The sequence below is a fragment of the Streptococcus sp. KCJ4932 genome (assembly GCF_004352745.1).
GTDB classification, from domain to species: Bacteria; Bacillota; Bacilli; order Lactobacillales; family Streptococcaceae; genus Streptococcus; species Streptococcus ruminicola.
On sequence record NZ_SJWW01000008.1, the window covers coordinates 1 to 19781 of the forward strand.

The 19781-nt window shown below is 36.9% G+C and carries 16 protein-coding genes; 11 read left to right on the forward strand and 5 right to left on the reverse strand.

Annotated elements, in window-relative coordinates; translation table 11 throughout:
• Nucleotides 1-453 precede the first annotated feature (453 nt).
• The 6 genes from E0E02_RS04535 to E0E02_RS04560 are packed head-to-tail and all read left to right on the forward strand — an operon-like array spanning nt 454 to nt 5589.
• Nucleotides 454-1200, forward strand: a complete 747-nt coding sequence (locus E0E02_RS04535; protein ID WP_133017960.1) for a hypothetical protein — start codon at nt 454-456, stop codon at nt 1198-1200.
• Between the two features lie 6 nt (nt 1201-1206).
• Entirely contained in the window at nt 1207-1788 is a 582-nt protein-coding gene (locus E0E02_RS04540) for a type II CAAX endopeptidase family protein (protein WP_133017961.1), read from the forward strand.
• Nucleotides 1789-1799: 11 nt separating this feature from the next.
• The gene (locus tag E0E02_RS04545; RefSeq protein ID WP_133017962.1) at nt 1800-2228 is read left to right on the forward strand and encodes an Msa family membrane protein; all 429 of its coding nucleotides are present in this window, start codon (nt 1800-1802) and stop codon (nt 2226-2228) included.
• Entirely contained in the window at nt 2221-3093 is an 873-nt protein-coding gene (locus E0E02_RS04550) for an ABC transporter ATP-binding protein (RefSeq protein WP_133017963.1), read from the forward strand. Before E0E02_RS04545 ends, E0E02_RS04550 begins: the two co-directional genes overlap by 8 nt.
• A 6-nt stretch (nt 3094-3099) precedes the next feature.
• Nucleotides 3100-3867 (forward strand): hypothetical protein, encoded by a 768-nt coding sequence (locus E0E02_RS04555; protein ID WP_133017964.1) that lies wholly within the window; start codon nt 3100-3102, stop codon nt 3865-3867.
• Between the two features lie 6 nt (nt 3868-3873).
• Nucleotides 3874-5589, forward strand: a complete 1716-nt coding sequence (locus tag E0E02_RS04560; protein ID WP_133018013.1) for an ABC transporter ATP-binding protein — start codon at nt 3874-3876, stop codon at nt 5587-5589.
• 36 nt (nt 5590-5625) lie between these two features.
• Here the strand turns inward: E0E02_RS04560 and dusB are convergent, their stop codons facing one another.
• From dusB to gshAB, 5 genes are all read right to left on the reverse strand, one after another.
• Complete coding sequence (gene dusB, locus E0E02_RS04565) at nt 5626-6603, reverse strand: tRNA dihydrouridine synthase DusB (protein ID WP_133017965.1); 978 nt, start codon at nt 6601-6603, stop codon at nt 5626-5628.
• A complete protein-coding gene (gene hslO, locus E0E02_RS04570; protein ID WP_133017966.1) occupies nt 6596-7462 on the reverse strand; it encodes an Hsp33 family molecular chaperone HslO in 867 nt (288 codons plus the stop codon). Before hslO ends, dusB begins: the two co-directional genes overlap by 8 nt.
• 119 nt (nt 7463-7581) lie before the next feature.
• On the reverse strand, nt 7582-8853 hold the full coding sequence (locus E0E02_RS04575; protein ID WP_133017967.1) for a toxic anion resistance protein: 1272 nt from the start codon (nt 8851-8853) through the stop codon (nt 7582-7584).
• A gap of 26 nt (nt 8854-8879) precedes the next feature.
• Nucleotides 8880-9698 (reverse strand): hypothetical protein, encoded by an 819-nt coding sequence (locus E0E02_RS04580; RefSeq protein WP_133017968.1) that lies wholly within the window; start codon nt 9696-9698, stop codon nt 8880-8882.
• 103 nt (nt 9699-9801) lie between these two features.
• Nucleotides 9802-12051, reverse strand: a complete 2250-nt coding sequence (gshAB, locus tag E0E02_RS04585; protein WP_133017969.1) for a bifunctional glutamate--cysteine ligase GshA/glutathione synthetase GshB — start codon at nt 12049-12051, stop codon at nt 9802-9804.
• 411 nt (nt 12052-12462) lie between these two features.
• Here gshAB and E0E02_RS04590 point away from each other — a divergent pair, with 411 nt between their 5' ends.
• The 5 genes from E0E02_RS04590 (at nt 12463) to E0E02_RS04610 (ending at nt 19773) form a co-directional block, all read left to right on the forward strand.
• Nucleotides 12463-13755, forward strand: coding sequence for an adenylosuccinate synthase (locus E0E02_RS04590; protein ID WP_074560988.1), 1293 nt, complete (start codon nt 12463-12465; stop codon nt 13753-13755).
• Nucleotides 13756-13998: 243 nt separating this feature from the next.
• Nucleotides 13999-15246 carry a hypothetical protein gene (locus E0E02_RS04595; protein WP_133017970.1) on the forward strand — a complete coding sequence of 416 codons (1248 nt, stop codon included), beginning with the start codon at nt 13999-14001 and terminating at the stop codon, nt 15244-15246.
• A 131-nt stretch (nt 15247-15377) separates the two neighbouring features.
• Nucleotides 15378-16322, forward strand: coding sequence for an AEC family transporter (locus E0E02_RS04600; protein WP_074564565.1), 945 nt, complete (start codon nt 15378-15380; stop codon nt 16320-16322).
• Between the two features lie 287 nt (nt 16323-16609).
• Nucleotides 16610-19246, forward strand: coding sequence for a DNA polymerase I (polA, locus tag E0E02_RS04605; protein ID WP_133018014.1), 2637 nt, complete (start codon nt 16610-16612; stop codon nt 19244-19246).
• 104 nt (nt 19247-19350) lie between these two features.
• Nucleotides 19351-19773 (forward strand): CoA-binding protein, encoded by a 423-nt coding sequence (locus tag E0E02_RS04610; RefSeq protein WP_133017971.1) that lies wholly within the window; start codon nt 19351-19353, stop codon nt 19771-19773.
• The last annotated feature ends 8 nt before the right edge of the window (nt 19774-19781 follow it).

Genomic DNA, 19781 nt, shown 5'->3' on the forward strand with positions numbered 1-19781 from the left:
AAAGTTAGTGTAACAGCACGTTACGGTAAAGGTAGCTTGTAATTAGGAGGATAAGGCAAATGAAAAAAGTAAAAGCAACAAAACGTAATACAGTTAAAGTAGGAAAAGTTAGTGTAACAGCACGTTACGGTAAAGGTAGCTTGTAATTAGGAGGATAAGGCAAATGAAAAAAGTAAAAGCAACAAAACGTAATACAGTTAAAGTAGGAAAAGTTAGTGTAACAGCACGTTACGGTAAAGGTAGCTTGTAATTAGGAGGATAAGGCAAATGAAAAAAGTAAAAGCAACAAAACGTAATACAGTTAAAGTAGGAAAAGTTAGTGTAACAGCACGTTACGGTAAAGGTAGCTTGTAATAAATATTGATAACCATTAATTGGTTATCAACAATATGGGGTTTAGTGTAATAATTAAACTCTATATTGTTGATAATTAAAAATTTAGGAGCAGATTATATGTTTTTAGCTATATTTAAGTCGATTTTTAAAAGACGAGATGTTGGAATTCTGTTGGGATTTTCATTATTACCTTTAATTACTCCATTTTTTATGGAGAATCAAGATTTTGATACGATGGCAAATTCTGGATTTACTTCTAATTTACTATCGTTTACTTCAGGGGCGTTAGATACGCAGTTTAAACTTATTATTCCCACACTAATATTAGGATTTATTGTTAGTTCAGTATTCAGAGATGAAATTGATAGTGGAATAATGTTTTTGTATAAGGATATTAGTAAGACGAAAATTTTTAAAGCCAAGATGAGAGGGTTATTCTTACTTTATACAATTTATTTACTGATGTCAGTTTTAATTAGTATTATTACCTACTATATCATTTTGATTCCTCATTTTGGCATGTGTGCAAGATTAGTTTCTAGTTCATGGTTAGAAATTAAATCATCAGCTTTAATGCTTTTAGCCACTATCTTTTTAAATTTGATAACTATTTCATTGTTTGCATGTATTTCAATTAAGAAAAAAACATTAGTGTCAGTTCTATCAGGGGTATTATTTACTCTTATTTCAATGATTGCACCTATGCTAAGCTCATTGAAATATCTATTTCCAAATAGTTATTCAGATTTACTAAATCAATTTAATTTTGTAACTGCATTGATTATCATGGTGATTTTATTTGTTATTTACTTTTTGACACCCTATCTATTAGCAAAATTAAGATTTAAAAAACTTGAGTTTTAGGAGATTATGATGAAGTCTATAAAATGGGAAACACTTTTTATTTCCATTGGTTTAATAGTTCTTGCTTCAGTTTGTTACAATTTGGGTTTAGCGACTCTATTTCTAGGTGGCAAGAATTTAACAGCGGATGCTTACACCTACACAATTATGTTTTGTATGCCGTTAGGATTTATTATTCTACCGTATATTGTGGCTAGGAAATTTCAATTACTTCCCAATAAGAGTAAGGTTTCAATTGATTTTAAGATTTTAACAGTTTTATTTGCACTGTTGATATTATTTGATGTTCTTGTATTCAAAACAGGAGAATCATTTAATCAGTTAATCATTGCAACGAGTGAAGAGTTTTTATTTCGATATCTTATTTTTAATATATTATGTAAAGATATGTCTAAATGGCAAGCAATCATCATTAATTCTTTGTTGTTTGCACTAATTTTGCATTTAAATTATAGTTTTTTAGATAATTTAATTTTTAGGTTCCCAATTGCGATAGTATTTTCATACATTGCTCAAAGGTTTGGCTTGCAATACTCAATTGCTTCGCATTGGTTATATAATTTGATAGTTGTTAAATTCGGTATTTAAAGGAGATTATTATGACATTAACATTTTTTATCGCAGCAGTTTTATATTTGATTATAACAGCTTTGGGAGTTTATTTTTTACCCTCTATGTCAGTACTTGTTTATCTTGGAATGATTTATTTACTCCCACCAGTTATGAATTATATTTTAGTAACTATTAGAAAACATAAGAAGGAAAAATTTATCTTAAGTTTAGTTTTACCAGTGTTCTCAACACTTTTTTATGCAGCTTTTTCATGGATTACAGAAAAAACTGGAACTTGGATGACTTTTATTGAAAAAAATAGTATGTCTAGTGATTCATTAACCGTTGAAATTGATCCTAATGGTTTTGATACAACTCAAATTATTTTTATGCTATTGACTTATTTTGGAATTTCACTAGCATTGTACTTTTTACTAAATCGCAAAGAAGTTAAATCAGGAGAAAAATATGCTTAAAATTGAACATTTATCAAAAAAATTTGCGGGAAATGATTTCTACTCGCTTTCTGATGTTTCAATGGAGATTGAAAAGGGCGAGATTGTTGGTTTGATTGGGAAGAATGGTGCTGGAAAATCGACTTTGATGAAAATGATTGCCAAATCTCAAAAACCAACTAGCGGAACTATCACTTACAATGGAACTGATATCAATAGTCGTGACAATGTCTTAGACGATTTTGGAATTATGATTGACCCAGTTTTTTATCCAGAAATGTCTGTTATCGATAATTTGAAATTTTATTTGAAACTACATGGCAAAGAGGAACTTTATTCTAATATCGAAAGTACCTTGAAACTGGTTGAGCTTTGGGATGCTCGCAATCGTAAACCAAAAGGTTTCTCTTTTGGGATGAAACAACGTACAGCTTTAGCGATTGCCTTGGTTGCAGAGCCTGATTTCTTGATTTTGGATGAACCTTTTGTAGGGCTTGACCCAATTGGGGTGCAAAAATTAATTACCATTTTGAAAACATGGTCAAGTGAACGTCAAATTTCTATGTTGATTTCAAGTCACCAACTTGGTGAGTTGGAAGCTTTGTGTAATCGTTATGTCTACATTGAAGCGGGAAAATTAGCTGATGCCTTTGAAGGAAAAGAAAATCCAAGTCTTGTGATCAACTTGGATACGACTAAAGATTTGAGAGTTTTAAAACTATTCTTGAGTGAGACGGTTAGTCTAGAGGAAAATTCGCTTGATATTTCGACTGTAACAGAAGCTAAAGAGCTTAATCAACTTTTTGAAGTTTTGGCTAGTCATGAGTTAATCGCTGGCATTTCTGTTAAGGAAAACCATCTTAAAGATGTTTTTATGAAAGGGTGAGATACGATGAAACATGTTTTTTTAGCAGTATTTGATTCTGTCTGGAAACGCAAAGAAACAAAGATTTTTCTTGCCTTTAGTTTGTATCCGTTAGTATTTTATCTATCTTCATTTTTCCCGGATTCAGAGTTTATGAAACTTAGTGCAGATCCAGGAACTACATTTAGTTTTATTGAGTTCTTTAATTTGCTATTTGGTACAGTTAATTCAATTACTTTGCCAGTTCTCGCACTTTATTATTTGACTCACACTGTTTTTAGACGAGAACTTGATGATTCTTTGCTGTTTTTGTATAAAGATATTGATAGAAAGAAAATCTTTATAGCTAAGATTCTTAGTTTGTGCTTAATTGTCACGATTTTTGGAGTGCTATTTTTAGGTTTTACACTTGTAGCGCACTATGGTGCTGTTGTAAAACTTCCTTTAGGTAGTCATGCAGTATTTCCTGCAACAGCTAAGGAAACATTAGAAACTTTATTGAGTATTTGTGTTTCTTTCATTGATTTTTATATTTCAATTTTTCTAGCAACTTTCTTTTCACTATATTTTAGTGGTGGAGTCACACTACTAGCTGGTGTGATTATTGGAACAGCAACTGAAATTATAGCACTTATTGGAGGTCCAATTGCTTTAGCTTATCCAACTTGCTATAATCAAATGATTTATGAAGGTAAGCTTGCAGAGGCTGTTGTTGGTGTTGTAATTGTAACGTTTATTTATGTTGCAGTACTATCTTATTTTGGATTTAAGAAATTTAAAAATGTGGAGTACTAGCATATGATGAATAAAGAATTGTTAAAACTATTATTCAGTTTTATAAATAAGAAAAAATTTTTTCTTGGTCTATGCTTAAGTTTCATAGGTACTTTATTGGGACTAATGTTACCACAATTTATCGGTAAGCTGCTAGATGAAAGTTTTTTGAAGAGTATTGTTTCAGAAAAAGATACACTTTTTAACTTAGTGGGGTTCTTTATTTTTGTATATACTCTTCAAGCTGTGGCAAGTTATTTAATTGGCACATGTGGTAGTCAAGCGATGAATAAATTGCAAAAGCAGGTATATTCAAATTTGTTATTTTCATCAATTAAGGATTTAGACTATTTTAAATCTGGTGATTTATCTAGTCGTTTAACAAATGATATGTCGGTTGTTTTGAATTTCGTAACTGTAGTACTTCCAAATTTTATATTAAATTTAGTTACTATTATTGGTTCTATAATTCTACTATTTCAGATTAGTCCATCAATGACTAGTATGAGTTTGTTAGTCATTCCATTATTGGCAGGAATTATTATTCCCATCAATAGAAAACTCGAAGATTACTATGCTGGTTATCAAGGAAATATTAGTGATATTTCAAGTAAAATTAGTCATAAATTTTTACATATTCGATTAATTAAGGCATTTAAAGGTGAAAGAGATGAGAAAAGCAATATTGGATCATCTTTTGATAAATTATCATTGAACTATAACAAGATTATTAAATTTTCTGCTATTCAAAGCACGTTGGTTAATAGTTCAATGATGGCTTTTATTATTATGCTTTTAGTTGTAGCTGGTATATCTGTTTCAAAAGGTGAAATGACAATAGCGACTTTAACAACATTTGTGTTGTATATTACGCAGCTGATTGATCCGGTAACAGATATTTCTGATTCAATGACTGAATTAACAGAGTTTAGTAGTGTCTCTAACCGTTTGATGGAAATTTTAAATCTGGAAAAAGAAGATAATAGAAATGCTGATTTGAATTTAGCTGATACAAGCATTTCGCTAAATAATCTTCATTTTGCTTATGAAAACGAAGATGTTTTAAATGGTTTAACAGTGGATATTCCATCTGGAAAACATATAGCCGTTGTTGGACCAAGTGGTGCTGGAAAGTCTACAGTTTTTTCTTTGCTGATGAAATTTTATCAAAATTATCGTGGAAGTATTTCTGTGGGTCAGAGGGACTTAATGGATATTACGCCTAAGCAAATGAGAACACTTATATCTTATATTCCACAAGATAATACTCTGTTTCATGGAAGTATTAGAGATAATTTGTTTTATGGAAAGAATCAAGATGTTTCTGAGGAAAGGTTATCCTTTGTTCTTGAGACATTGGGACTATCAAAATTGGTTAATGATTTAGATGATGGTTTAGATACAATGATTTCTGATAGTGGTACTGGATTATCCGAAGGTCAGAAGCAGCGATTCAATATCGCTAGGGCTCTATTGGTAGAGCATCCAATTTATCTTCTAGATGAAGTTACTGCAAGTCTAGATAGTGTAACGGAGAGGATTGTTAGTAAGGCAATTGATAAACTAACTGCTGGTAAGACACGTTTGACTATTGCTCACAGATTACATACTGTCAGAGAAGCTGATGCTATCTTAGTATTAAATAAAAATGGTACAGTTGCTGACTATGGAACGCATCAGCAATTATTAAAACGAAATAATCTTTATCAAGATTTCTTATCAGGATTACAAAAAGCAAGTTAAAAAGCAGATAACTATTGTTATCTGCTTTTTCTTTTCTCATCGTAAGCTATTAAAGATTTCTTTGACTTCATCGATTGTTTCTGCGCGTGAGACGGCTCCGCGGATTTTAGCAGCGCCAGCAGTACCACGAAGGTAATGTGGAGCTAAGCCACGGAATTCACGGACAGCAATTTTTTCACCCTTGAGGTCGATGAGACGTTTAAGGTGGTCTTCGGCAATGTCCAATTTTTTGACAAATGGAAGGTCTGGTAATTCTTCACCTGTTTCAAAATAATGATTGATTTGGGTGAAGATGTAAGGGTTGTTCATGGCTGCGCGTCCAACCATAACGGCATCTACACCGATTTCTTCAATCATGTATTTAGCGTCGTGAACGCTGCGCACGTCACCATTTCCGATAAATGGAATTTTAGTGATGGCTTTTGAAACGCGAGCAAGTGTTTCAAGGTCACATTTACCAGTGTACATTTGTTCACGTGTGCGTCCATGCATAGCAAGGGCAGAGACACCAGCTGATTCAGCAGCAAGGGCATTTTCAACGGCTAGAGAGTTGTCTGACCAGCCTGTACGCATTTTTACGGTAAGTGGAATATCAAGAACAGAAGTGACTTCATCGATGATGTGATAAATTTTATCAGGGTCTTTCAACCATTTAGCACCCGCTTCATTTTTAACGACTTTGTTAACGGGACAGCCCATATTGATGTCAACGATATCAGCTTTTGTATTTTCTTGGATATATTCAGCTGCGCGTTTGAGACCATCTGCGTCACCACCGAAAAGTTGGATAGACATCGGATGTTCAGTTTCATCAATGTGTAGCATGTGCAGGGTTTTTTCGTTGTTATAGAGAAGTCCCTTTTCAGAAATCATCTCCATAACGACTAAGCCAGCTCCAAATTCTTTGGCAATAGTACGAAAAGCAGAGTTTGTCACCCCTGCCATGGGTGCTAGAACCGTGCGGTGAGGGATTTCAACGTCACCAATCATGAAAGATGAGCTGAGATTAGTCATTAATCAAGCCCTCCAAATCATCTTCGGTAAAGTTGTATGTTTTACCGCAGAATTGGCAAGTGATTTCAGCACCGTGGTCTTCGTCTTTCATGGCTTTTAATTCATCTTTGCCAAGAGTGACAAGGGCAGCTTCGAAACGTTCACGTGAGCAGTCACAGTTAAAGCCGATTTCATCTTCAGCAAGGACTTTGTATTCGTCTTCGCCATAGATAGCTTTTAGAAGAGCTTCAATGTGGTCGTCAGATTCCAAGAGTTTTGAAATGGCAGGCATTTCTTGGATACGTTTTTCGTAGCGGTTGATTTCTTCTTCAGATGCACCTGGAAGAACTTGCAACATAAAGCCACCAGCAACTTCGACTTGATCTTCGTCGTCAAGAAGGACATTAAGTCCAACGGCAGAAGGTGTTTGTTCAGATTCAGTCAAATAAAAGGCCAAATCTTCACCGATTTCACCTGAGACAAGTGGTGTTGATGATGTGTATGGGTTACCAGTACCGTAATCGGTAATAACAACGAATTGACCGTTACCCATGAATGGGCCGACCATGACTTCACCAGTAGCAGTTTTTTTAACATCAACGCCAGTATTTTGGATGTAGCCTTTAACGTGTCCTTTAGTATCAGCCACAGAAATAATGTGACCAAGTGAGCTATCACCAATGACTTTGACGGTTACTTTGCTGTCTCCTTTCTGATTGGCAGCTAGGATTTGATTGGCGATAAGCGTTCTACCTAGAGCAACTGTAGAGCTAGAAAGTGTTTGATGTTTTTCTTGAGCAGTTCTTACAGTCTCAGTGCTATCAAGCACATAAGCACGGAAAGAACCAGATTTTGAAATTGATTTTATAAGTTTATCCATAAGAATATTATAACACAAAGCAAATTTGATGGGCTAGTATAGTGGCTGTTAAAGCGTAATCATCCAGTGAAAAATGAGAAGATAAAAAAGGCGAGGGTATTCTCGCCTTTTTACTGTTATTATTCTTCTGCAATGTCTGTTCTTTCGACTTCTTCTTGGCTTTCTTTGCCTTCGTTAAGAAGGGCTTCGACGATTTTTTGGTCACGGATTTTGACAGAATCGTTAATGGTTTCTGCGGATTTGACGACAGCTGCTTCGAGTTGGGCACGTTGTTTACGACCGTTGTCGATAGCGGCGATAATGCCGTTATTTTGTTCAACGAGGCTTTCAGCAAGAGCTGTGACAGACTGGATAGAAACCGTTGGGCTTTGAGCAGTGCGTTCTAGCATGGGAATAGCTTCCTTGCTAGTCTCAGCAAGCATTTGAAGAGCAGCGTTATTAGCATTGACAATGGCATCAGCAGTTACACCAGATTTAACTGATTGTTGCAAAATGCCGAGCTGGGCAATTGACAATTTCATTGTCGGAATGGTGTTGCGACGAAGCATACCAAGTTTTTGGCGCATGTCTGATGACACTTTGACCATGTTACGCATTTGCGGCGTTGTTGTCCAAGCCACGTAAAGGCGACTGAGGTATTCAGTGTGCTGTTGTTCCAGTGTGTTGATAACTTCAGTCATGCGAGCTAGTTCGTCAGATTTTGTTTGATATTCTGGTGTTGCACTATCTAGTGTTGCCAGTTCATTTTGAAGGGCTTGTGCGCGGTTAGCACTTTCTGTTTGAGAAGCTTCGATAAAGGCAATCACACCGACAAGGTTTTCAATCGATTTGTTATTATCTTCAATCAGCATTTCAGCAGAGACGATGTTGCGTGCCAAGGTTTCTTCTTGTTTGACAACAGCGGCAGCCATGCCATCCATTTTTTGTTCAATATTTTGTGAATCAAAGTAGAATTCTTGTAAGCTATTTTTGCTTTGCTTGAAGAGTTTTTGGAAGAAATTCGGTTTCTTTTCAAGCTCAGCAGGTGTAGCATCTTTATATTTAGCAATGAAGCCATTCAATTCACGGTTAGCATTTTTGAGCAGGTCGTCAACTTGCGGAATTTCCAGTTTCTTTTGTTCTGCCAAAATGCGATTGACAGTCGTGTTAACTTCTTCAACAGCAGATGTTCCAAAATCAAGCAGTGCATTCTGGTCAGCAACAAAATTATCAACCAAAGCTGGAGCTTTAGCGGTAATAGCAGTCTGTTGTTCAGGGGTCAACTTATCGTAAAAAGAGACTTGTCCAGTTGAGGTGGTGTCAGTTGCTACGATAATTTCTGTTGCTTTGTCAGTTTTTGTAATAGCATTATCAGCGATTTTATCAATGTCAAAATTAAATGTATCAGCCATAAATAATCTCCTTTGTCAGAGCTAAATTACAAATTAGTATCGTCATCAGCCATCATGCGTAGGCTAATGTCAAAGTCTTTCAAGTCGCTTTCGTTAAGTTTTCTAAGGGTCTCATCAAGTGCCAAATCAAATTTTTCCATAGCAGCTTTTGCTTTTGCTAGGCGCTCCTCAGCATTGTAGTAATTCTTAGGAGCTCTTTTGATTTTGAGGTAGCCATCTAAAATATCATGGAATCGTTCCATATCAGCTTCATGCAGAGCAGTAAGCTCTTCACGGTTATCAGCTTTTTCAATTTTTTTCAAAATGGTAAGGTGATCTTGCTGAATGTTGTTATAAAGATGAGCCAACTCTGGAGCAAGTTTTAGCAAATCTGTTTCTTCCTTAGAAGCATTTGCTGTCGTTGGAGAGATATCCAATTTATCCAGTTGCAAGAGAATATCATTTTCGACTGATTCGGCTTTTTTAAGGACACGTTTATTGATTTTGAGGTCCATTTTAGCCTTTAAGTCAGTGACTTCACTTTTAATATGACGAATTTGTGGTAATAGTTGGCGCGCAACAACGACATATTGTGTGTAGTCTTTTTCGTCGAGGTAATTGTCTAGAAGTTTTGTCTGACGATCAGCGACGCGAATATTATCTTTTAAGTCTTGAAGACGTTGTTTAGTATTTACTTTTTCTAAGCGTGATTGTTTGGTCGCCAAATAATAAACGCCAAATCCAACACCACCGATAAGGGCAAGTGGGATAATAATTTCAAGTAAGCTTTCGAGTAAAGCGATAAGCAGGATAACGCCAATAATAATGGTGATTAATCCTCCGGCACTATTTCTAGGTCTTGACATAAACTCATTCAATCCATTTCTATCTAAGATTGTATTTATTTTATCGCAAAAAGGGGAATAATGACAAGCAATGACTGTACTTTGACGAAGATTATTTTTGGGCTTAAAGTTCTGGGAAAAGTTTGGCTAGAATTTTAGGTGTGAGGGCTTGTCCAGGTCCTTCATGACAGTAAGTGTGAAGGTAAATGGCAGGGTTAAAGTTCAATTCGATACAAGCACAATTTGGTGTTTCTTTGCTAGCTGGTAAGGTCTTGTCTGGGATAATCAAATCAACTCCGCAGACCCAAGCTCCAACAGCGCTAGCCATTTGGGCAGCTAATTCTTTATAATCTGATGGCATGATATCAGTAACATCAATTGAATCGCCACCAGTTGAAATGTTAGAGTTACGGCGTAAATCAACTTTGACACCATTTGCTGGGATATCATCAGGAGTGTAACCTTGTTGTTCTAACATGAGACGCTCGACAGCTCCCAAGTCAATGATTTCAAGTGGTGAGCGGTGACCGCGGCCCCGAAGAGGACTCTGGTTTTTGAGTTCTACCAATTGGACAATGGTGTGTTTGCCATCGCCAACGACATTTGCTGCCACGCGCAAGACAATAGCTTCGCATTTACCATCAAGAACGAAGAAACGGTATTCGGTACCTGCGATAAAGTTTTCAACTAAGACGGTATCATCTTCAGAAAATGCAATATCTAAGGCTTTTTGATACGCTGTCAGTTCAGCTGGTTCTTTAAAAATAGAAATTCCCAGACCGAAGTTAGTTGATTTAGGTTTAACGACGATAGCTTTATTTTTGATTTGTGAGAAATAGCGGAGCGCACTGTCTTTATCGCTGAATTCTTGGCCAGCTGGAACAGGAAATCCTGCTTGAGCGAGGAGTTTTTTAGTAACCACTTTATTTTCCATAATAAGTGGTGTAATGTAGCTGTCCTTAGCAGTCATATTGGCATTTTTAACGTATTCAATATGATCGTCATGCCATAATTTAATAAATTGATCATTCTCATCAAGGATTTCCAGGTGAAGGCCTTTTTGGATAGCGTCAAACATTAACATTTGAGTAGAGAGTTCCATTGATTCATACCCTTTAAGAGCATAGGGAGCTTTAAGGGCATACTCGTGGAAAGCTTGTCCTTGTTTTTGACCAAATGTTTCTAATGAAAGATTATCAATTTTTTCTAGTAAACGTCCTCCAATAGTTAATTCAGGATTCTTGATTTGTTCTTTGACATGATTTAACAATTCTTGGTAATAAGATGGCAAGTCAAAATGTTCAATCACGCCTTGCATAGCTGATAAGATTTCTGAAATAGGTGCTTCTTGTGGTAATTTTTCAAGCGGGTGGCTAAGAGCAATGACATTATTAAGCTCAGTAGCCTTAGCGATATCTTGGTCAATAGCAGAGCTACTATCAAGCCAGAGAAGAGCAAGAACGAAAAGATGAACAGTATCAAGTGTTTCTTGGGTGATTCCGCGATGATCAAAAGGATTAAGGTCAAAGCAGCGTACTTCAAGGTAAGTGATGCCTTGTGTTAAATAATCACGGATGTGTTTGCTACCACGTAGGCGAATAGCAGAATAAAATTCCTTTTCAGCAATAAGCTGACCAGAAGTTACGTAATGCTCGATATCAGTAATATATTTTTCAAGACTTTGATAAGAAACTTGAATATTTTTGTGGTTCACATAACCAAACTGACTATTTCGAATAGAACGAACAGGTTGAGCTAATTTGTGACTTAAAAATCTTTGTTCAGCGATTGGCGAAGCTCCGTAAAGATAGGTTAGAAGCCAACGATAACGCAAGAAATTTTGAGCTAATTTTAGATAAAGGTCGTTTTTAAAGGTGATGAGCGAATCATAGCCGCTTTGTTGGAAAAGCGCAGCGACCAAATCTTTTCCCAGCTCCATATTGTAATGAATGCCAGACATAGATTGTAATTTTTTGCCATAAACCTTAGCTAGATGTTTACGATAATGACGCTCCCAATCATCTTCTAATTGAGCAATGTGAATCTCATCTTCACTGACTTGAGGTGGCATTGATAAAGGCCAGAGGTATTCATCCTTATCAATTGAGCGCCCTGCAACGTCTGTAATGGCTCCTAAAAAACGTAGGGCATCTTTGGTTGACTGCCCGATAGGAGTAATGAGTTCCAGCTGAGCTTCACTATAATCTGTCTGAATATAAGGGTGAAAAGAACGACTTCCAAGACAGGTTGGGTGGCTTGTTTGAGCAATTTTGCCTTGTTGATTAATCCGCAAGCTTTCTCTTTCTAAACCAAAAGTTGCTTGCAAGATTGGTAAATGTTTAGACGAATCTTGTAATAAACTATTGATGTTCATATCTATGTATCTCCGTTGATTTTCAATTATTATTATGGCAAATTCTACCATTGTATGTAATGTATACCTATTCTATGGAAAAGTTTATGAAAATGCAAAGAATTGCTATACTTTTGCACAATAAGTTTAAGAATATTTAGAAAATTGAGACCATGTTAGAAAAACTGTCATATTTAGCCCCTTTTTCAAAAAAAGTTCGGAAAAAATAATATTTTACCGTGGAATATTGAAAAAAAAGCAGAAAAGTCATATAATGAATTGTAAGACAAACTCGCAGGTGAGATTCCTGCCAAGTTGTAGAGAAAGGACGAAGATACGAATTTTAGCTTGGAGATGGAGACGACAGGCTGGATAAGTTAGTATCGTTTTTATTTGCTCGCTAGGTGATTTCGTATCAATATCGAACAGAATATGACATCAGTAGTAGTTGTTGGTACCCAATGGGGTGATGAAGGTAAAGGTAAAATCACTGACTTCTTGTCACAAGATGCTGAAGTGATTGCACGTTATCAAGGTGGAGATAATGCAGGACACACTATCGTTATCGACGGTAAAAAATTCAAATTGCATTTGATTCCATCAGGTATTTTCTTCCCAGAGAAAATCTCAGTTATCGGAAATGGTGTAGTTGTTAATCCAAAATCATTGGTAACTGAATTGAAATACTTGCACGATGAAGGTATTAAGACAGACAGTCTTCGTATTTCAGACCGTGCACACGTTATTTTGCCATATCACATCAAACTTGACCGTTTGCAAGAATCTTCTAAAGGTGATAACAAAATTGGGACAACAAACAAAGGTATCGGCCCTGCTTACATGGATAAAGCAGCGCGTGTTGGTATCCGAATTGCTGACCTTTTGGACAAAGACATCTTTGCAGAACGTTTGCGCGTGAACTTGGAAGAAAAGAATCGTCTTTTCGAAAAAATGTACGAATGCGAACCAATCAAATTTGAAGATATCTTTGAAGAATATTATGAATATGGTCAACAAATCAAAGATTACGTTACAGATACATCAGTTATCTTGAACGACGCTCTTGACGCTGGTAAACGTGTTCTTTTCGAAGGTGCACAAGGTGTCATGCTTGATATCGACCAAGGAACTTACCCATTTGTTACTTCTTCAAACCCAGTTGCTGGTGGGGTAACAATCGGTTCAGGTGTTGGTCCAAGCAAGATCAATAAAGTTGTCGGTGTATGTAAAGCTTACACAAGCCGTGTTGGTGACGGTCCGTTCCCAACAGAACTTCTAGATGAAGTTGGAGATCGTATCCGTGAAATCGGTCACGAATATGGTACAACAACTGGACGTCCACGTCGTGTTGGGTGGTTTGACTCAGTTGTTATGCGTCACAGCCGCCGCGTATCAGGTATCACAAACTTGTCACTTAACTCAATCGACGTTCTTTCAGGACTTGATACTGTTAAAATCTGTGTGGCATACGACCTTGACGGTCAACGTATCGACCACTATCCAGCAAGTCTTGAACAATTGAAACGTTGTAAACCAATCTATGAAGAATTGCCAGGTTGGTCAGAAGACATCACAGGTTGCCGTAGCCTTGATGAACTTCCAGAAAATGCTCGTAACTACGTTCGCCGTGTTGGTGAGCTTGTTGGCGTACGCATTTCAACATTCTCAGTTGGACCAGACCGTGACCAAACTAACATTCTCGAATCAGTTTGGGCAAATATTTAATTAAGTTGAAAAAATCTTTATAAAAGCAAACCCTGCCAGAAGCTTTCTGGCGGGGTTTTGTGCTAAAATGAAGGTAAGAAATACCCTTGTTTTTTAAATGGCATTTGCTTGAAAAAGAGTTGTAAATAACGTGAAAATTTTCACAGAAATTTAACAAATGTCATGCTGAGATTACAATCGTCATTTTGTCTTAATCTGTTTTTGTTAACCTATTAATGTTGCCTGATTTAAAAAGGAGGAAAAATGGTTAAACGAATTTTATCAATTGCATTAGCTTATGTCGGAATTATTGTTGGTGCTGGACTTTCTTCGGGACAGGATTTGATGCAATATTTTGTCGGATTTGGTATCTGGGGAATGATTGGCGTTATTGTTTTAGGGATTTTGAATGCTATCTTTGGACGTATTATCGTGACATTAGGAAGTTACTATCGTTCGAATGACCATTCAGAGGTACTTTCAAAGATTGCCCATCCTTTTACCAATCGTGTATTAGACATTGCTTTGATTGTTTCTTGTTATGTCATCGGCTTTGTTATGATTGCTGGAGCTGGTTCTAACCTTAATCAACAATTTGGATTGCCCACTTGGTTAGGAGCTTTAATCTGTGTTCTCCTTGTGATTTTTGTAAGTTTCCTTGATTTTGAGAAAATTACTCAGATTATTGGGATTTTTACGCCGATTGTTATTATCATGGTATTGATTATTGCTGGTCATAGTCTGATTGGACATTCTTTTGACTTTGAACAGTTAAATACAGTAGCTAAGACTCTACCGACAAATATGCCAAATATTTGGGTGTCTGTTCTTAATTACTTCGCCATTTGTGTGATGACCGGGGTATCAATGGCTTTTGTCCTTGGTGGTTCAATTATTCGTATTGGCGTTGCTGAAAAAGGGGGAACACTTGGTGGTGCGATTGTCGGTCTGATTATTGCGATTACCTCACTTGTCTTGTTTGTCAATGTTGGAAAGATTGCTTCAGCAGATATTCCAATGTTGGTACTTGCCAATGAAATCCACCCTTGGTTTGCTTTTGCGTATTCCCTTGTCGTATTTGGACTTATTTTCAACACAGCCTTTAGTCTTTATTACGCTCTAGCTAAACGCTTTTCTGAAAATAAAGGTGAGGGTCAGTTTAAACGTTACATGATTATCTTTGTCGTGACTGGTTATGCCTTGTCCTTCCTTGGTTTTAAACAACTGGTTTCTATCATGTATCCTGTGCTTGGTTACATTGGCTTGATTATGTTGGTTGTTTTGCTTCAAGCTTGGATTCGTGAAAAAGGCAATGTGCAGGACGAAAAACACCTTCGCCGCCGCATGATTTCCTTGATTTCTAAAAAATATGACGATGACAAGAAATTTACCAAGAAAGACAAGGTAGAATACCAACAGTTGGGTGAAGAATCTGTCGTTGAAACAAAAGAAATAAAAGAAGATATTCATGACCACGTTGAGCAAGTGTTCGACTCGGAAAATGATGATTAATCAAGAATAAGAAAGCTAGAATTATTATTTTTCTAGCTTTTTTAAATGACTGGGGTAATATTAATAAAAGTAGTTAAGAAAGCGCTAAAAATATGCTATACTGAAACTAAAAGATGAAAAGGAAGTAAGCAATGGCAAGGTTTGTGAGTAGTTTTTCGGGTGTTCTGATTATTCTTATCATGGTATTAGTCGGTTATGTGCTAACCAAAAAAGGTTGGTTCGACGAAAAAGCGCCGAATCTCATTGCCAAGTTGGTAACACAGGTAGCATTACCATGCTATATGATTTCAACCATTGTCGGGCGTTTTACGGCAAAAGAGTTGCTTGAAATGCTGCCACAATTGCGTTTTCCAGCACTTTCGATGGTGATTTTATTAGCTATTGCTGTAGCGGTAGCTCATTTATTCTTGATTGATAAAAAGCATCAGGGCTTATTTGTTTCTATGTTTTTTAATTCTAATACGATTTTTGTGGGACTTCCCATCAATCAAGCGCTTTTTGGGGATAAAAGTATTCCTTATGTCTTGGTTTATTACATGTGTAACACGACATTTTTCTGGACTATTGGGACTTATTTGATTCAAAAAGATGGTCGCAAAGAAGTCACGCTTGATTTGCGAGGAACCTTGAAGAAAATCTTCTCACCACCACTTATGGGCTTCATCATTGGGGTGATTTTGGTTCTTTTAAATATCAAACTCCCAGCTTTCTTGCTGAGTGATTTCCAATATTTGGGCAATTTGACCATCCCTTTGTCGATGATTTTCATTGGGATTTCGGTGGCTAATGCAGGGCTGTCACGTTTGCGATTTACCAAGGATAATGTCTTGGTCTTAGTCGGGCGTTTCGTGATTGCTCCACTTTTGATGTTAATCATTGTCAAACACACCCAAATGCCACAATTGATGAAAGAAGTCTTTATTATTCAATCAGCCATGCCAGTCATGACCAATGCACCTGTTGTGGCTAAACTTTACGGAGCAGATAGTGACTATGCAGCCATTATGGTAACCGAATCGACCATTTTGACCATGGTTGTCATTCCGATTCTAATGCTCTTATTGAATGTTTTATAAATATCATCTGCATTCCAAAAGTTAGACAGACCATCTAACGATTGGGATGCTTTTTTAATACAAAAAGCCTAGCAGAGCTAGACTTTAAGGAGATTATGAAAAAGATACATTCATCTAAATTGGGAGTTCTAGATGAACGTCAAACTAGCAAAGCTAGTTGTGAAAGTTTTAGGAATGAGTATAGTATAAGAAGAGTGGCTTAAAGTAAGCTTAAGGAGAAATTTTTTCTTCTTTTTGAAACATCTTTAAGAGCCAAATGCAGGCTCAAGATGTGGTATAATAAAGCCATGGAAAACAAGAAGAAATTATTATTAATTGACGGGTCATCCGTTGCTTATCGTGCCTTTTTTGCACTTTACAATCAGATTGATCGCTTTAAAAACCGTGCTGGTCTGCACACTAATGCCATCTACGGTTTTCACCTCATGCTCAATCATTTATTAGAAAGAATTCAGCCAACGCACGTCTTGGTAGCTTTTGATGCGGGAAAAACGACTTTCCGTACAGAAATGTACAAGGACTACAAAGCTGGTCGTGCTAAAACACCAGATGAATTCCGTGAGCAATTGCCATACATCCGTGAAATGTTAACAGCGCTTGGTATCAAGTGGTATGAATTGGAAAACTATGAAGCTGATGACATCATCGGAACATTGGATAAATTGGCTGAAAATGAAGATGAATACGACGTAACCATTGTCAGTGGAGATAAAGACCTTATCCAATTAGCTGATAACAACACAACCGTTGAAATTTCTAAAAAAGGTGTGGCTGAGTTTGAAGAATTCACCCCAGCTTACCTCATGGAAAAAATGGGCATTACGCCAAAACAATTCATCGACCTTAAAGCCCTTATGGGTGATAAATCTGATAATATCCCAGGTGTTACCAAAGTCGGTGAAAAAACAGGTCTAAAACTTCTCTTAGAATACGGAAGCCTTGAAGGTGTTTACGAAAACATCGACGGCATGAAGAAATCTAAGATGAAAGAAAACTTGATTAATGATAAAGAGCAAGCTTTCTTATCTAAGACCTTGGCGACAATTAACATCACAGCGCCGATTGCGATTGGCTTAGATGATATTAATTACAGCGGACCAGACTTAGAAAAACTTGTGCCATTTTATGATGAAATGGGCTTCAAACAGTTTAAAGACAATCTTGGTGCTACTAAGAAACAAGAAAAATTTGACGTTGCCTACACTGAAGTGGACAGCTTAAGCGCTGATATGTTTACCGATGACCAATTTTTCTATTTTGAAATTTTAGGTGATAATTATCATATTGAAAACATCATTGGTTTTGCTTGGGGAAATGACAAGGTAATCTATGCCTCAACAAACCTTGAGTTGCTTAAGGACGATTTGTTCAAAGCAGCGCTAGCTAAACCAATCAAGACTTATGATTTCAAACGCAGCAAAGTGCTTCTCAGTCATTTAGGAATTGATTTGCCTGCGCCAGCCTTTGACAGCCGTTTAGCTAAATACCTTCTTTCAACGGTTGATGACAATGAACTATCAACTATTGCTCGCCTATATACAGAGTATGTCCTAGACAGTGATGAAGCAGTTTATGGTAAAGGGGCTAAACGCGCGGTGCCAGATAAAGCTGTGCTTCTTAGCCACTTGGCTCGTAAGATTGTCGTTTTGAACCACTCTGAAAAAGCCATGCTAGACAAGTTGACAGAGCATCAACAAGCAAGTCTTCTTTTTGATATGGAACAACCTCTTGCAAACGTTCTTGCTAAGATGGAAATCGCTGGTATTTCAGTTAAGAAAGAAACCTTGCAAGACATGGAAAAAGCCAACCAAGCTGTTATTGATGAGTTGACACAAGAAATCTATGACCTTGCTGGCATGGAATTTAACATTAATTCACCAAAACAATTGGGAGAATTGCTTTTTGACAAGATGCAATTGCCAACAAGCTACACTAAGAAAACTAAGACAGGCTATTCAACAGCAGTAGATGTCTTGGAACGCTTGGCCCCAATCTCACCAATCGTGTCTAAGATTTTGGAATACCGTCAAATCGCTAAACTTCAATCAACTTACATCGTTGGTTTGCAAGATTTTATCTTGAAAGATGGCAAAATTCATACGCGTTATTTGCAAGATTTGACACAAACAGGTCGCTTGTCTAGTGTTGACCCTAACTTGCAAAACATTCCAGTTCGTTTGGAACAAGGTCGCTTAATTCGTAAGGCATTTGTCCCAGAAACAGAAGACGAAGTGCTTTTGAGCTCTGACTACTCACAAATTGAGTTGCGCGTGCTAGCTCATATTTCAAATGATGAACACTTGATTGCGGCTTTCCGTGAAGGAGCAGATATTCATACCTCAACAGCTATGCGTGTCTTTGGTATCGAAAAAGCTGAAGACGTCACACCAAATGACCGTCGTAACGCCAAAGCTGTTAACTTCGGTATTGTTTACGGAATTTCTGATTACGGTCTTGCTAATAATCTGGGTATTCCACGTAAAGTGGCAAAACAATACATTGAGACTTACTTCGAACGCTACCCAGGTATTAAAGACTACATGGAGCGCGTGGTGCGTGATGCCAAAGATAAAGGCTATGTTGAAACGCTCTTCCACCGTCGTCGCGAATTGCCAGATATCAATGCTCGCAATTTCAACGTACGTCAATTTGCAGAGCGTACAGCCATCAACTCACCAATTCAAGGTAGCGCAGCTGATATTCTCAAAATCGCTATGATTAACCTTGATAAAGCTCTTGTTGATGGTGGGTTCAAGACCAAAATGCTTCTACAAGTGCACGATGAAATCATCCTTGAAGTGCCAAAAGACGAGCTAGAAGCTATTGAAAAATTAGTCAAAGAAACCATGGAATCAGCCATCGAACTTTCAGTCCCACTAGTAGCAGACGAAAGCGCAGGCCAAACATGGTACGAAGCAAAATAGAAAAAATGAAAAGGAAGTGACTGATACAGTCATTTCCTTTTTGCTAGGCAGAAAATCAATGATTTGCTATACTTAAGAAAAAACCAATAAAAGGAGGCAGCTAAATGACATCATTTCAAAACCCTAGCCAAGATGTGATTGCATCTTATCTTAAAAATGCTAAAACCATTGCAGTTGTTGGCTTGTCTTATCGTGAAAATAGCCCAGCTTATGGCGTCTCAAAGATTATGCAGGAAGCAGGATACACCATTATTCCAGTCAATCCTCGCCTTGCTGGTCAAAAGGTTCTTGGTGAAACTGTCTATGCTTCGCTTCAAGATGTTCCTGTCCATATTGATATTGTCGATGTTTTTAGGCGCAGTGAGTTTCTCCCTGAAGTTGCCAAAGACTTTATCAAAACGGATGCTGATGTTTTCTGGGCGCAATTGGGCTTAGAAAGTCAAGAAGCTGCAGATATATTGCAGGGCGCTGGACGTGATAAAATCGTTATGAACAAGTGTATTAAGATTGAATACCAAGGCTTGTAAAAGTTTTT

Coding starts and splice junctions, on each gene's coding strand:
- E0E02_RS04535 (WP_133017960.1), top strand. CDS start 454: ATGTTTTTAGCTATATTTAAGTCGATTTTTAAAAGACGAGATGTTGGA.
- E0E02_RS04540 (WP_133017961.1), top strand. CDS start 1,207: ATGATGAAGTCTATAAAATGGGAAACACTTTTTATTTCCATTGGTTTA.
- E0E02_RS04545 (WP_133017962.1), top strand. CDS start 1,800: ATGACATTAACATTTTTTATCGCAGCAGTTTTATATTTGATTATAACA.
- E0E02_RS04550 (WP_133017963.1), top strand. CDS start 2,221: ATGCTTAAAATTGAACATTTATCAAAAAAATTTGCGGGAAATGATTTC.
- E0E02_RS04555 (WP_133017964.1), top strand. CDS start 3,100: ATGAAACATGTTTTTTTAGCAGTATTTGATTCTGTCTGGAAACGCAAA.
- E0E02_RS04560 (WP_133018013.1), top strand. CDS start 3,874: ATGAATAAAGAATTGTTAAAACTATTATTCAGTTTTATAAATAAGAAA.
- dusB (WP_133017965.1), bottom strand. CDS start 6,603: ATGACTAATCTCAGCTCATCTTTCATGATTGGTGACGTTGAAATCCCT.
- hslO (WP_133017966.1), bottom strand. CDS start 7,462: ATGGATAAACTTATAAAATCAATTTCAAAATCTGGTTCTTTCCGTGCT.
- E0E02_RS04575 (WP_133017967.1), bottom strand. CDS start 8,853: ATGGCTGATACATTTAATTTTGACATTGATAAAATCGCTGATAATGCT.
- E0E02_RS04580 (WP_133017968.1), bottom strand. CDS start 9,698: ATGTCAAGACCTAGAAATAGTGCCGGAGGATTAATCACCATTATTATT.
- gshAB (WP_133017969.1), bottom strand. CDS start 12,051: ATGAACATCAATAGTTTATTACAAGATTCGTCTAAACATTTACCAATC.
- E0E02_RS04590 (WP_074560988.1), top strand. CDS start 12,463: ATGACATCAGTAGTAGTTGTTGGTACCCAATGGGGTGATGAAGGTAAA.
- E0E02_RS04595 (WP_133017970.1), top strand. CDS start 13,999: ATGGTTAAACGAATTTTATCAATTGCATTAGCTTATGTCGGAATTATT.
- E0E02_RS04600 (WP_074564565.1), top strand. CDS start 15,378: ATGGCAAGGTTTGTGAGTAGTTTTTCGGGTGTTCTGATTATTCTTATC.
- polA (WP_133018014.1), top strand. CDS start 16,610: ATGGAAAACAAGAAGAAATTATTATTAATTGACGGGTCATCCGTTGCT.
- E0E02_RS04610 (WP_133017971.1), top strand. CDS start 19,351: ATGACATCATTTCAAAACCCTAGCCAAGATGTGATTGCATCTTATCTT.